This window comes from Pseudomonas sp. HP_14 (assembly GCF_055283875.1).
This window is the reverse complement of record NZ_JBTOQI010000029.1, coordinates 1-13219: the sequence shown is the minus strand read 5'-3', so window position 1 is coordinate 13219 and position 13219 is coordinate 1. Positions and strand designations below refer to the sequence as shown.

General features: G+C 59.1%; 12 protein-coding genes. 5 read left to right on the top strand and 7 right to left on the bottom strand.

The window, feature by feature from the left end:
* Nucleotides 1-80: 80 nt before the first annotated feature.
* Nucleotides 81-1136, bottom strand: a complete 1056-nt coding sequence (bioB, locus tag ACYASS_RS17595) for a biotin synthase BioB (protein WP_027901924.1) — start codon at nt 1134-1136, stop codon at nt 81-83.
* 122 nt (nt 1137-1258) lie between these two features.
* Between bioB and ACYASS_RS17590 the strand changes: the two genes are divergently transcribed.
* The 3 genes from ACYASS_RS17590 (at nt 1259) to ACYASS_RS17580 (ending at nt 4907) form a co-directional block, all read left to right on the top strand.
* Complete coding sequence (locus ACYASS_RS17590) at nt 1259-1993, top strand: phosphoribosyltransferase family protein (RefSeq protein ID WP_463587057.1); 735 nt, start codon at nt 1259-1261, stop codon at nt 1991-1993.
* A 165-nt stretch (nt 1994-2158) separates the two neighbouring features.
* On the top strand, nt 2159-2923 hold the full coding sequence (locus ACYASS_RS17585; protein ID WP_463587056.1) for a TOBE domain-containing protein: 765 nt from the start codon (nt 2159-2161) through the stop codon (nt 2921-2923).
* Between the two features lie 82 nt (nt 2924-3005).
* A complete protein-coding gene (locus ACYASS_RS17580; RefSeq protein WP_463587055.1) occupies nt 3006-4907 on the top strand; it encodes a PhoX family protein in 1902 nt (633 codons plus the stop codon).
* A 137-nt stretch (nt 4908-5044) separates the two neighbouring features.
* On the opposite strand, the gene ACYASS_RS17575 is transcribed toward ACYASS_RS17580, so the two are convergent.
* From ACYASS_RS17575 to ACYASS_RS17550, 6 genes are all read right to left on the bottom strand, one after another.
* Nucleotides 5045-5878 (bottom strand): phosphodiesterase, encoded by an 834-nt coding sequence (locus tag ACYASS_RS17575; protein WP_463587054.1) that lies wholly within the window; start codon nt 5876-5878, stop codon nt 5045-5047.
* 146 nt (nt 5879-6024) lie between these two features.
* On the bottom strand, nt 6025-7056 hold the full coding sequence (locus ACYASS_RS17570; protein ID WP_463587053.1) for an ABC transporter ATP-binding protein: 1032 nt from the start codon (nt 7054-7056) through the stop codon (nt 6025-6027).
* 8 nt (nt 7057-7064) lie between these two features.
* On the bottom strand, nt 7065-7847 hold the full coding sequence (locus ACYASS_RS17565; protein ID WP_463587052.1) for an ABC transporter permease: 783 nt from the start codon (nt 7845-7847) through the stop codon (nt 7065-7067).
* Complete coding sequence (locus ACYASS_RS17560) at nt 7844-8659, bottom strand: ABC transporter permease (RefSeq protein ID WP_463587058.1); 816 nt, start codon at nt 8657-8659, stop codon at nt 7844-7846. Before ACYASS_RS17560 ends, ACYASS_RS17565 begins: the two co-directional genes overlap by 4 nt.
* A 51-nt stretch (nt 8660-8710) precedes the next feature.
* Entirely contained in the window at nt 8711-9715 is a 1005-nt protein-coding gene (locus tag ACYASS_RS17555) for an ABC transporter substrate-binding protein (protein ID WP_463587051.1), read from the bottom strand.
* Nucleotides 9699-10718, bottom strand: coding sequence for a LacI family DNA-binding transcriptional regulator (locus ACYASS_RS17550; RefSeq protein ID WP_463587050.1), 1020 nt, complete (start codon nt 10716-10718; stop codon nt 9699-9701). Before ACYASS_RS17550 ends, ACYASS_RS17555 begins: the two co-directional genes overlap by 17 nt.
* Nucleotides 10719-10905: 187 nt before the next feature.
* Here ACYASS_RS17550 and ACYASS_RS17545 point away from each other — a divergent pair, with 187 nt between their 5' ends.
* Entirely contained in the window at nt 10906-11880 is a 975-nt protein-coding gene (locus ACYASS_RS17545) for a serine/threonine protein kinase (RefSeq protein ID WP_027901914.1), read from the top strand.
* 220 nt (nt 11881-12100) lie between these two features.
* Nucleotides 12101-12988, top strand: a complete 888-nt coding sequence (rarD, locus tag ACYASS_RS17540; protein WP_463587049.1) for an EamA family transporter RarD — start codon at nt 12101-12103, stop codon at nt 12986-12988.
* Nucleotides 12989-13219 lie beyond the last annotated feature (231 nt).

Below are 13219 nucleotides of genomic sequence, written 5' to 3'. Positions count from 1 at the left end.
GGCTTGCCCGCGATAGGGTCAACCAAAATCGCGGGCAAGCCTCGCTCCCACAGGACCTCGCTCCAACAGAAATCTGCGCGCTAAACCACTGCGTTATAAAACTGCTCGCTGCTTTTCTGCTCGACCAGCGCCTGCTCGATGGCAGCCTGGTGCACTTCGTCAGCGTGCTCTTCGCGAGCTTCCGGCTTGATGCCCAATCGCGAGAACAACAGCATGTCCTTATCGGCTTGCGGGTTGGCGGTGGTCAGCAGCTTGTCGCCGTAGAAAATCGAGTTGGCACCGGCGAAGAACGCCAGCGCCTGCATTTGCTCGTTCATGGCTTCACGCCCTGCGGACAGACGCACGTGAGACTGCGGCATCAGAATGCGCGCCACGGCGAGCATGCGGATGAAATCAAACGGATCGATGTCTTCGGCATTTTCCAGAGGCGTACCGGCGACCTTGACCAGCATGTTGATTGGCACCGACTCGGGATGCTCTGGCAGATTGGCCAGCTGGATCAGCAAATTAGCGCGATCATCCAGCGACTCACCCATACCCAGAATGCCACCCGAACAGATCTTCATCCCCGAATCGCGCACGTAAGCCAGGGTCTGCAGACGCTCGCTGTAAGTGCGGGTGGTGATGATGCTGGTGTAGAAATCCGGCGAGGTATCCAGGTTGTGGTTGTAATAATCCAGACCGGCCGAAGCCAGCGCTTCAGTCTGCTCCTGATCCAGACGCCCCAACGTCATGCAGGTCTCAAGGCCCATGGCTTTCACGCCTTTGACCATTTCCAGCACGTAAGGCATGTCTTTAGCCGAAGGGTGCTTCCAGGCAGCCCCCATGCAGAAGCGGGTCGAACCAATGGCCTTGGCGCGAGCGGCTTCTTCGAGAACCTTCTGTACTTCCAGCAGCTTTTCTTTTTCCAGACCGGTGTTGTAGTGACCCGATTGCGGACAGTACTTGCAGTCTTCCGGGCAGGCGCCCGTCTTGATCGACAGCAGCGTCGAAACCTGAACGCGATTGGCGTCGAAATGAGCGCGGTGCACCGTCTGCGCCTGAAACAGCAGGTCATTGAAAGGCTGTACGAACAGCGCTCTGACCTCAGCTAAAGTCCAGTCATGACGCAAAGTGGCGGTAGTGCTGGCGCTCATCGGGCGGTCCTCGGTTTTCTGCTCTGTATCTTTTGGTTAACAACCTGCGACTCGGCCCTGCTTGCGCAGGCCAAAAGTCCACAGGCGCGACATGGATGTTTCATTATGTTTAAGGAAGAGCCATGCCCTGTCAACCAAATCCTACCTTTCAGGTTTACATCTGGTTAAAAAACAACCAGACCTGTTTGTTATGCGACGAATCGACAGACACGGTTTATGCCATCTGCACTGCCTGCGAAACCGAACTGCCCTGGCTAGGCGACCAATGCCAGCAATGCGCGCTCCCGCTGGCGATGTCAGGTCTGAGTTGCGCGCAATGCGACCGGCACTCCCCCGCCTTCGATGAAGTCGCAGCGCCCTGGCTGTATCAGTTCCCCATCGACAGCCTGATAACGCGCTTCAAGCATCAGGGCAACTGGCCCATGGGACGCTTGATGGCGCAATTGCTTGGCCAGTTTCTGCAGCACCGTTTCGAGGAAAACCTGCCCCGCCCGGACTTCCTGTTACCCGTGCCAATGGCCGTAAAACGGCTGCGCCAACGCGGTTACAACCAGGCTGCGATGCTGACTGACTGGTTGGGCGAGCAACTGCAAATCCCCGTGGAAGACCAACTGGTATTGCGCACCCAGGAAACCCCGGCCCAACAAGGCCTCGATGCCAAAGCCCGCAAGCGAAATCTGCGCGATGCGTTTGTCGTGGCTGATGAAGAAAAGATCAAAGGCAAGCATGTGGCGCTGGTGGACGACGTTCTGACTACAGGCTCTACAGCAGATGTGATTGCGAAGCTGTTGATCAAGGCTGGGGCGTGTCGGGTGGATGTTTATTGTCTGGCGCGCACGCCCAAGCCGGGGGATTGATTATTTTGTAGGAGCTGCCGAAGGCTGCGAAGCATTCGCCCTGACACACCGCCATCGCAGCCTTCGGCAGCTCCAGGTGACATGCAAACAGTGGACATCCGGCAGCTCCTACAAAATACCAATGCCTTACACTGCCCACCATCATCACGACCCAAAAGCAGCCCCATGCCCCTACCCACTCTGCTCACTCAACACATGGTCCGTCGCCCGCAACGCATTGCGCTGTTGCAGCACATTGCCGAGCAAGGCTCGATTACCCGTGCAGCCAAGAGTGCGGGGTTGAGCTACAAGGCTGCGTGGGATGCCATTGATGAGCTGAACAATCTGGCGCAAAAACCGCTGGTGGAACGTAGCGTGGGTGGTCGGGGCGGCGGGGGCGCGAAGCTTTCGGTGGAAGGCGAGCGCGTGTTGCGGCTGTACCAACGCTTGCAGACACTTCAGGCCCAAGTACTGGAAGCCACCGAGGAAAGTGGCGACCTGGATTTACTCAGTCGCCTCACCTTGCGCACCAGCGCTCGCAACCAGCTATTGGGGCGCATCGAGAGCATTACCGCACACGGTCACAATGATCTGGTTCGCCTGCGTCTGGCGGGAGACGTGTTCATTGATGCGCAGATTACCCACGACAGCACGCTTCGGCTGGATTTGATGATTGGCACAGATGTCGTCGCGCTGATCAAGGCCGGCTGGCTGGAGCTTATGGCCGAAGGCAGCCCCGTAACAAATGGACACAATTGCCTGAGCGGTACGTTGGAAGACATTGCCGACGCAACTAATGGCCCAAGCGAGGTGCGCATTACCCTGTCCAGTGGGCAGATTCTGTGTGCACTCGCAGAGCCTGCACAGCTCGCGGCCCTTCAACTGAAAACCGGCAGCCCGGTGCAGGTTCAATTCGCACCATCCCTCGTGCTGCTGGGCACGCCGCTGTAAATAGCACGGCGTCATTGCGACGACACAATTTCGTCATATCTGCTCACTAAGGTGTCTGCCACACCTGCTGGGAGCCGTGTTGATGAAACTACTAGAAGAAAACCAATCTACAGACCTCGAACAAATGGTCGGCCTGACCCGCCGTGGCTTCATCACTGCAGGCGCCCTGTGCGGCGCAGCGATGTTTCTGGGCGGTGGAATGTTGAGCCGCACTGCTCTGGCCAAGAGTGTCAGTGCAGCATCAGGCAAGCTGCTCGGTTTCGACAGCATCCCTGCCGCCACCGCTGACAGCATCAGCTTGCCGCCAGGCTACACATCTTCAGTGCTGATCAGTTGGGGGCAGCCGCTACAGGTTGGCGGCCCCGCGTTTGATCCAAGCGGCAAAGGCACAGCAGAAGCACAGGAAGTGCAGTTCGGCGACAACAATGACGGCATGAGCCTGTTCCCGATGCCCGGGCGCAAAGATCGCGCGCTGATGGCCATCAACAACGAATACACCAACTACCGCTACCTGTTCGATCACGGCAAAGAACCGCAATCTGCTGAAGAAGTGCGCAAAGCACTGGCCAGTGAAGGCGTGTCGGTGATTGAGGTACAGCAAAAGAACGGCAAGTGGGAGTTCGTACAGAACTCCAAATACAACCGTCGCATCCACGGCAATACCCCGATCACCCTGAGCGGCCCGGCCGCCGGGCACGACTGGCTCAAGACCGCCGCTGATAAAACCGGCACAAAAGCCTTGGGTACCTTCCAGAACTGTGCAAACGGCAAGACACCGTGGGGCACTTACCTGACCTGCGAAGAAAACTTCACGGACTGCTTTGGCAGCACCGATCCCGAGCAGAAGTTTGATGCCGGGATCAAACGTTACGGGGCAATCGCCGCCAGTAAAGAGATCAACTGGCACCAGCATGATTCGCGCTTCGACCTGGCTAAAAACCCCAACGAGATCAACCGTCACGGCTGGGTAGTGGAAATCGATCCGTTCGATCCAAAATCCACGCCAGTCAAACGCACTGCGCTGGGCCGCTTCAAGCATGAAAACGCAGCGTTGGCCGAAACCAAAGGCGGTCGCGCCGTGGTGTACATGGGCGACGACGAGCGTGGCGAGTTCATCTACAAATTCATCAGCCGCGACAAGATCAATCACAAGGACCCGAAAGCCAACCGCAACCTGCTGGACCACGGCACGCTGTACGTCGCGCGTTTCGACAATGGTGACGGCAACCCGGATCGCCCGAAAGGTACCGGTGAATGGATCGAACTGACCCACGGCAAAAACGGCCTGGACGCATCTGCCGGGTTTAATAACCAGGCTGAAGTGCTGATCCACGCACGTCTTGCAGCAAGCGTTGTGAAAGCCACGCGCATGGACCGTCCGGAGTGGATCGTCGTCAGCCCTAAAGATGGTCAGGTTTATTGCACGCTGACCAACAACGTCAAACGCGGCGATGACGGGCAACCGGTCGGTGGTCCTAACCCTAGGGCGAAGAACCAGTACGGGCAGATTCTGCGCTGGCGCGAAAATGACGATAACGCTTCGGCGATGGCCTTCGACTGGGACCTGTTTGTTGTGGCGGGCAACCCGACCGTTCATAGCGGCAAGCCACAAGGTGGGTCGAGCAACATCAACCCGCAGAACATGTTCAACAGCCCGGACGGCCTGAGTTTTGATAGCGCCGGTCGTCTGTGGATCCAGACTGACGGGGACTCCAGCAACGCAGGAGACTTCGCCGGGATGGGCAACAACCAGATGCTCTGCGCAGATCCGCAAAGCGGCGAGATTCGTCGCTTCATGGTCGGCCCGATTGGTTGCGAAGTCACCGGTATCAGCTTCGCGCCGGATTACAAAACCATGTTCATCGGTATCCAGCACCCTGGTGAATTCGGCGGCTCAACCTTCCCCGAGCATCTGCCAAGCGGCAAACCGCGCTCATCGGTGATGGTGATTACGCGGGATGATGGTGGAGTGATCGGCGCTTGATCTGATTCGCTTAACCTGTGGGAGCTGAGCTTGCTCGCGATAAGTCTGGACGCGGTTCACTTTAGATCGCATCCAGCCTTATCGCGGGCAAGCCCAGCTCCCACAGGTGGTATTCCAAGTCGTTAACTTGTTGCCGACTAATCAATCAACCCATTCACGTCATAAAACGGATGCGGCCCCGGGTATTCGCCGAACACGGCATTGTGAGTCACCAGCCCCTCTAGCGGATGCCAGCGATGCAGCAGATAACCCGCCGGTTCCAGATTGAAATGTGCCGGTGCGTCTTCCTGCAGATCAAGCACGATCTGGTGTGAAGTGCCTGGACAGATGCAACTCAGACTGCCACCAAAACGACGCTGCATGGAGCGGTGCAAATGCCCGCACAGCAAGCGCTCGACCTGCGGGTGGCGCGCAATCACTGTTTCAAACTGCACAATGTTTCTGAATGGCTCGCGGTCCATATGGCCGATACCGGTGATGAACGGCGGGTGATGCAAAACCAATACGGTCGGTACATCAGGACGGCGCGCCAGCAACTCATCGAGCCAGAGCAACTGACACTCTGTCAGTTGTCCGCCATGGGAACCGGGAATACTGGTATCCAGGCCAATCAACCGCACGGGATGCTCTTCCACGACCCAGTCCAGTGGCGCATCGGATGAAAGGGGCAGGTAGGTCTGGTTGGCAAACTCAGTCAACAAGTGCTGGCGATTGTCATGATTCCCCGGCACCAGATAAAACGGCATATGCAAGCGCTTGAGCTCCGGATGCAGCACGGCGTATTCCTCCGGCTGCCCGAAGTCCACCAGGTCGCCACTGATCACAACGACGTCAGGACGCGGAACGCTGGCGTTCAGGTGATCCACGGCACGGCGCAATGCACCCAGGGTATCGACGACGCCATAGGTCAGTTTCTGACCGGCTTTAAGGTGCAGATCGCTGATCTGCGCAATGAGGAATGGGTGGTTCAATATTAGATCTCAACAAAAAATGCAGATTTGTGGGAGCCGGGCTTGCCCGCGATGAAGCTGGACGCGATTCCTGATAGATCGCGGTGTATTCATCGCGGGCAAGCCCGGCTCCCACAGGTCGAATGCAGGTTCAAATTCGCGCAGTATCAGGAGCCCAGCGTAAACAACACCTGCGGCGCTAAGGCCAGGCTGATCAGCGCGCCAGGGCTGTGGATAACGTTGTCGGCACTGTCCACCAACAAGGGCTGAGCCGCGCCGACGTCCACCAGAAGGCGGCTTTGAGCGCCCTGAAAGAACTGCCCCACCAAACGACCACGCAGATGACTCTCACCGTCCATCACACGTAAATGCTCGGGACGGCAATACACCGTTGAAGGCTGATTCGCAGCCGTCCACGGCAACTCACCGCCACTGACTTTAAGACCCTGCGCCGTGCGCTCGACCACCGGGAACGCATTGAGGTTGCCGACAAAACTGGCGACGAAGGCATTGGCAGGTTGTTGATAAATCTCACGAGGCGTTGCGAGTTGCGCGACACGCCCCTTCTCCATCACCAGAATCCGGTCGCCCAGCGCCATGGCCTCGCCCTGATCATGGGTGACAAACACCGAAGTTATCCCCAACCCGCGCAGCAGGTCATTCAGCTCGCTGCGCAAGCGTTCACGCAATTGCGCATCCAGTGCCGCCAATGGCTCATCGAGCAGCAACACCCGGGGACGTGGGGCCAGCGCACGGGCCAATGCGACCCGCTGACGCTGCCCACCGGACAGTTCGTGAATACTGCGCTTGCCATGCTCCTGCAAGCCAACCAACTCCAGCAATTCGGCACAGCGCTTATTTCGCTCAGCGGGAGACATACCGCGAATCTTCAGGCCATAAACGATATTCCCCGCCACATCCAGATTGGGAAACAACGCGTAGTTCTGGAACACCATGCCCACGTCGCGCTTCTCGATCGGCAAACGGGTGACGTCGTGATCGCCGAAGAAAATCTGCCCGGCATCAGTGCTTTCCAGTCCGGCGATCAGGCGCAACGTGGTGGTCTTACCGCAACCCGAAGGGCCGAGAATCGCAAGGGTTTCCCCGGGCTCGATGGTCAGGTTCAAATCATGCACAGCGACGGTGCCGTCAGCGAACGCCTTGCGGCAGCTCTGCAAACGAATAGTGGTTCCGGTCATCGACTCTCTCAACGGGAAAGACGGGCGCTGATGGCCTGCAACGCGATCAACAGCGGCACGATCATCAACAGAAAAATAAGGGTGTAGGCACTGGCAACTTCCAGCCGCGCAGACGCGTAGCTGTCGGCGAGACCTACCGGCAGGGTTTTGGTCATGGGCGTGTGCAGCATCCAGGTCAGGTTGAACTCACCCAGCGACAAGGTGACGACCATCAACACCCCGGCCAGAATCCCGGCCCGACAGTTAGGCACCACGACGCTGAAGAATCGCTTGAACGGCCCCGCTCCCAGACTGGCCGCAGCTTCTTCCAGCACCGGCAGTTGCTGACGCTGCATGACCGCCATCACCGGGCGCACCAGAAACGGCAAGGTGAACAACACATGCCCCACCAGAATGAACAACCAACTGCTGCGAAACCCGCCGAACTGACCGTAGGTCAGCAGTAACGCCAGCGCGCTGGCCAGACCAGGCATGGCCACTGGCAAAACCATCAACTCTTCGAAGGCACGGCTGAAGCGATTGTTCATCCGTACCAAGGCATAGGCGGCCGGTACGCCAATCACGCATACGCACACCGCGCAGGCCGCCGCCAATTGAATCGACAGCCAGACGGTGGGTGAATAGGCCTGCCAGACCTGGATCAACCAGTCGAAGGTCAATCCACTCGACACGCCCTGAAAATAATTGCGCGTCAGGCCAGCGAGCAATGACAACAGCACCGGCACCAACATGAATGCGCAGACCAACAACGTGAACAGCAACTGCATGACAAACAGCGTTGAGCGCTTCACAGGACAGTCCCCGAGTTTTTCACCAAGCGCCGAGCCAGCAGCAACACGGCCCAGGTCAACGCGCCCAGCACGACTGACAAAGCAGCAGCAACGGCGAAATTGGCGTAGTTGGTGAACACGTTATAGATCGCGACGGGCGTTACATTCAGGCGCGTGCCAAGGGTAAATGCGGTGCCGAATGCGCCCATGGACGTCGCAAAGCAAATCGCCCCGCAAGACACCAGCGCAGGCGCAAGCCCCGGCACGATCACGTCGCACACCACTCGCCAATGACCTGCGCCCAGCGAGTGCGCAGCCTCTTCAAGACTGCGATCCAGACTTTCACACGCCGCCATCACCGTGAGGATCACGCGCGGAATCGAGAAGTACAGGTAGCCCAGAAACAGCCCCGTCAGGGAGTACGCAAAGATCCATCGCTCACCGGCCAGCTCCATGCCGAGCATCGCAAACAAGCCTTGGCGACCGGCCAGCAAGATCACCAGAAAGCCCACCACGACGCCTGGAAACGCCAACGGAAAAGTCAGCAAAGCCACCAGTGCCGAACGACCGAAAAACCGCTGCCGCGCAAGGAACACACCGCTGATACCGCCGACCAGCAAAGCCGCCAGCGTAACAACGATAGCCAGCACGCAGGTCTGGGCAAGGCTGCCCAGATACTGTGCACTGCTTAGCACCTGCCAGTAACCTGCGCTGCCATCGCGGCTTTCGCCGCCCAGCAAAATCAGGTGCGCCAACGGCAGCAACCAGAACGCAAACAGCATGGCTGCGGCCGGGGCCAGCGCCCAGGCCGCGGTCGGGCGCAGACGCAGCATCGCGCGCCTGCCCGGCTTCACGCCCTGAGCTTTCAGAATCGAAGCGGTCACTTACTTGACCTCACTCAGATAGCGCGCTGCGAAAGCTTCCTGCACGGCGGCCATGTGTTCGTAATCGACAACGCCAGCCCGTGCGTAATCGCTGTCCGGCAGGAATTGCGCGGCAACATCGGCAGGCATTTTCACGTCACGCACCGGACGCAGATAAGCCTTGGCCCACAGCGACTGGCCTTGATCGGACAGGGTGAAATCCAGCACCTTCTCAGCGTTGGCACGATGCGGTGCGTTATCCACAATGCTCATCACGTACGGCACGCTGATGCTGCCTTCCTTGGGGATCACGAAAGCGATATTGGCTTTGTCTTTGTAGCGAGCGCGATAGGCGTTGAAGTCGTAATCGACAAGGATCGGCAACTCACCCGACAGTACCCGTGCATACGCGGTTTGCTTCGGCACGATCGGCGAGTTTTTCGCCAGTTTCTGGAAGTAGTCGATGGCCGGTTTGAAATCATCCAGGGTGCCGCCCATGGCCTGATTGATCGCCACAGCAGACACATAACCGACAAAGGCGCTGGAAGGATCCAAGTAACCGACCATGCCTTTGTATTCAGGCTTGAGCAAATCAGCCCAGCTTTGCGGCACCGGCAAACCGCCCAGCGCATCGACGTTGACCATGATGCCTAGCGTGCCGGAGTGGATCGCGAACCAGTGACCTTCCGGGTCTTTCAGGCCCGCTGGAATCTGCTCCCAGCCTTTTGGTTTGTAGCTGCCCACAACGCCAGCTTTCTGCGCCTGCAGGCCGAAAGTGACGCCGTAATACACCACGTCGGCAACCGGAGCGGCCTTTTCAGCCACCAGTTGCGCCAGTGACTGGCCAGAGTTTTTGTTATCCAGCGGCACTTGCACGCCGGTCGTCTCGGCAATTGCCTTGAGCTGCGTACCCCAGTCCGCCCACTCCGGCGGGCAGTTGTAACAGATGGCAGTTTCAGCGGCCTGAGCCAGGCTGGCCGCACCGCACAGCAGCAGCGCTGCCAGGGGTTTACTGAAGCGGATCATGAAGCATCTCCTCGTAGGGCTGAGTACTTTCACCTGGCCGGATATGGCAAGGCAGGCAATGGGAAGTCGGAGCGGCACCGGCGATTTGCGCCAGCAGTTGATCGATCACGGTGCTGGCAAGCGCCGCGATGGGTTGCACGACGCTGCACAGCGTCGGATGCATCTGGGCACCGAGGGCGATGCCATCGAAGCCGATAACGGAAAGCTGGCCGGGCACGCTCCAGCCGTTGCGACGCAGCTCTGCGATCAGGCTGATCGCCAGCAAATCGTTGGAGCAGACCAGCGCGCTGGGGCGATTGGGGCCGCGCAGCAAAGGCTCGATAGCAGCGAAATCGGCCTGGGTATGCGCAGGCATCTCAATCACCGGCAGGCTGTCCAGACCGCGCTCGACCATGGCTTCGCAATACCCGGCGTAACGCAAACGGGCGCGATCGGACTGCAACGCTGGACCGGCGACCATGCCAATCCTGCGATGCCCGGAATCGAGCAAGTAACGGCTCGCCAGGGCCATGCCCGCGCGGTTATCCACAGACACGGCGCTGTAATCAGGATTGCCCGGTTGGTGATAGGCCAGCACGAACGGCGTGTCTTCGCTGACCAGGCTTTGCAGGACGCGATTGCTTTCAGCATCGGTCACGGTCAGTACCAGACCATCGACGCGTTGGCGCAGTAACTCTTCAACCACAGCGCTTTCCCGCTCGCTGCTGTAATCGGTGGTCGCCAGCAGCAGGTTGTAACCCTTCAAACGCGCAGCACGTTCCATAGCCTGGAACTGCTCGGCGAAGACCGGGTTAAGCAGGTTGGGTACGATCACACCAATCAGATTGGTGGTTTGCAGACGCAACTGACGCCCCAAGCGGTTTGGCCGAAAACCCAACTCCCGGGCTGCAGCGAACACCTGATCGCGAGTAGTCGGCCGCACGACATCGGGGGACGCAAAAGCCCGCGCGGCAGTCGCCCGCGAAACCCCTGCCAGTCGTGCCACTTCTTTCAAATCAGTCACGTTCGCTCGCCTTGAGATCGATCTCATTGGCCGCGACATTAGCGATTCAATATTTCGTTACAGCTATCAAGTGATGACAGTTTGGTTGCAGCGCGCAACTTTGCGCTGAAGCTAAAGCCCCCATGCCCTGCCCGTCTGCGCTACCATCACGGGCCGACGCGGCAGCCTGCTGCGCGCAGGAGTAAGCATGGCCCACCCGTTCGCAACACTCACGCCAGACCTGGTTCTCGATGCCGTTGAAAGCATCGGGTTTCTCAGTGACGCCCGCATTCTTGCGCTCAACAGTTACGAGAACCGCGTCTATCAGGTCGGCATCGAAGACGGCCAGCCGCTGATCGCCAAGTTCTACCGGCCGCAGCGCTGGACCAACGAAGCCATTCTTGAAGAGCACAGCTTCACGTTCGAGTTAGCGAACGTCGATATCCCGGTTGTCGCGCCGATGGTGCATAACGGGCAGACGTTGTTCGAGCACGCGGGATTTCGCTTCACCCTGTTCCCGCGTCGCGGCGGTCGTGCGCCAGAGCCGGGCAACCTTGATCAGCTGTATCGTCTGGGCCAGTTGCTCGGGCGCATCCATGCCGTCGGTGCGACCAAACCTTTCGAGCACCGCGAAGCGCTGGCCGTGCAGAACTTCGGGCAGGCCTCGCTGGATTTTCTGCTGCAAAACGACTGCATTCCGCGCAGCCTGTTGCCTGCTTATGAGTCGGTGGCGAAGGATCTGCTCAAGCGCGTTGAAGACGCCTACGCCGCGACGCCGCATCAGAACATCCGCATGCATGGCGACTGCCACCCCGGCAACATGATGGCGCGCGATGAAATGTTCCACATTGTCGACCTCGACGACTGCCGCATGGGCCCCGCCGTTCAGGACATCTGGATGATGCTGGCCGGTGACCGCCAGGAATGCCTGGGGCAATTGTCGGAATTGATGGATGGCTACAACGAATTCCATGACTTCAACCCGCGTGAATTGGCGTTGATCGAACCGCTGCGCGCGTTGCGCTTGATGCATTACAGCGCCTGGCTGGCCCGCCGCTGGGACGACCCGGCATTCCCGCATAGCTTCCCGTGGTTCGGCACCGAACGTTATTGGGGTGACCAGATCCTGGCTTTGCGTGAGCAGTTGTCGGCGCTGAATGAAGAGCCGCTGAAGTTGTTTTGATTGAATGTTCGCTCTGCGCTGTCTCGCTACAAACAACGGGCCTGTAGGAGCGAGCTTGCTCGCGATTGCGGCAGCACAGGCGATATCTTCATCGATTGACAGACCGAATCGCGAGCAAGCTCGCTCCTACAGGTCCCGTGTTTTCTGCGCGACAGCGCGGCGTCGAAGCTCCTACAAATGAAAGAAAACAAGAATCCACCACCTGCCAACAGGACCCACCATGCCAGCCGTCAACCCGCAACGCGGGTACATTCTCGGGCTTAGTGCCTACACCATCTGGGGTTTGTTTCCGCTCTACTTCAAAGCCATCGCCCAAGTGCCATCTGTGGAAATCATCGTCCATCGAGTGCTCTGGTCGGCGTTGTTCGGCTCACTGTTACTGATGTTCTGGAAACACCCCGGCTGGTGGCGTGAACTGCGCGACAACCCCCAGCGCCTGGCGGTACTGGCTTTTAGCGGCTCGATGATCGCCATCAACTGGCTGGTGTATGTATGGGCGGTGAATAACGAGCGCATGGTCGAAGCCAGTCTGGGTTACTACATCAACCCGCTGGTCAACGTGCTGCTGGGGATGCTGGTGCTGGGCGAACGGCTGCGGCGTTTGCAATGGATCGCGGTCGGTCTGGCAGCCACAGGTGTGGCGCAGCAACTCTGGCAAGTCGGCAGCCTGCCGTGGGTGTCGCTAGTGATTGCCGGAACGTTCGCGGTATACGGGATCGTCCGCAAGAAAGCCCCGGTTGCCGCCCTGCCCGGCCTTGTCGTGGAAACCTGGATACTGGTGCCTGTCGCCGTGGGCTGGTTGCTGCTCAACCCGGCAGCGTACACCTCACAACCGGAATTCTGGACCACCAGTGAAGCGCTCTGGCTCGCCGCCGCGGGCCCTGTAACGATCTTGCCACTGATAGCCTTCAACGCCGCCGCCCGACACCTGCCTTACACCACACTGGGCTTCCTGCAGTACATCGGTCCGACACTGGTGCTCGCATTGGCCGTGCTTGTCTTCAAGGAACATCTTGCGACAAGCACCATCGTGACCTTCGGGTTCATCTGGGCGGGGTTGGCAGTTTACAGCTTGGATGCGTGGATAACTTTACGGCGCAGGGCTTGATCATTTATTGATCAACAGCTTGCAGGCCCTGAGCTATATGGGCTGCACGCGGTTCTCCAAAGGTTATCCACAGGCAGGCTAATGAATAAAGTGGATAACCTCAGGGGCACGCAATCCCCTTGTGGGGGGCGGGCGGTGGGGGGGGGGGGGGGTGGGGGGGGGGGGGGGGGGGGGGGGGGAGGGGGGGGGGGGGGGGGGGGGGGGGGGGGGGGGGGGGGGGTGGGGGGGGGG

Excerpts from the sequence above, each read along its gene's own strand:
- rarD (WP_463587049.1), top strand. The coding sequence starts at position 12,101 with ATGCCAGCCGTCAACCCGCAACGCGGGTACATTCTCGGGCTTAGTGCC.
- ACYASS_RS17590 (WP_463587057.1), top strand. The coding sequence starts at position 1,259 with ATGCCCTGTCAACCAAATCCTACCTTTCAGGTTTACATCTGGTTAAAA.
- ACYASS_RS17555 (WP_463587051.1), bottom strand. The coding sequence starts at position 9,715 with ATGATCCGCTTCAGTAAACCCCTGGCAGCGCTGCTGCTGTGCGGTGCG.
- bioB (WP_027901924.1), bottom strand. The coding sequence starts at position 1,136 with ATGAGCGCCAGCACTACCGCCACTTTGCGTCATGACTGGACTTTAGCT.
- ACYASS_RS17545 (WP_027901914.1), top strand. The coding sequence starts at position 10,906 with ATGGCCCACCCGTTCGCAACACTCACGCCAGACCTGGTTCTCGATGCC.
- ACYASS_RS17570 (WP_463587053.1), bottom strand. The coding sequence starts at position 7,056 with ATGACCGGAACCACTATTCGTTTGCAGAGCTGCCGCAAGGCGTTCGCT.
- ACYASS_RS17560 (WP_463587058.1), bottom strand. The coding sequence starts at position 8,659 with ATGCTGCGTCTGCGCCCGACCGCGGCCTGGGCGCTGGCCCCGGCCGCA.
- ACYASS_RS17580 (WP_463587055.1), top strand. The coding sequence starts at position 3,006 with ATGAAACTACTAGAAGAAAACCAATCTACAGACCTCGAACAAATGGTC.
- ACYASS_RS17585 (WP_463587056.1), top strand. The coding sequence starts at position 2,159 with ATGCCCCTACCCACTCTGCTCACTCAACACATGGTCCGTCGCCCGCAA.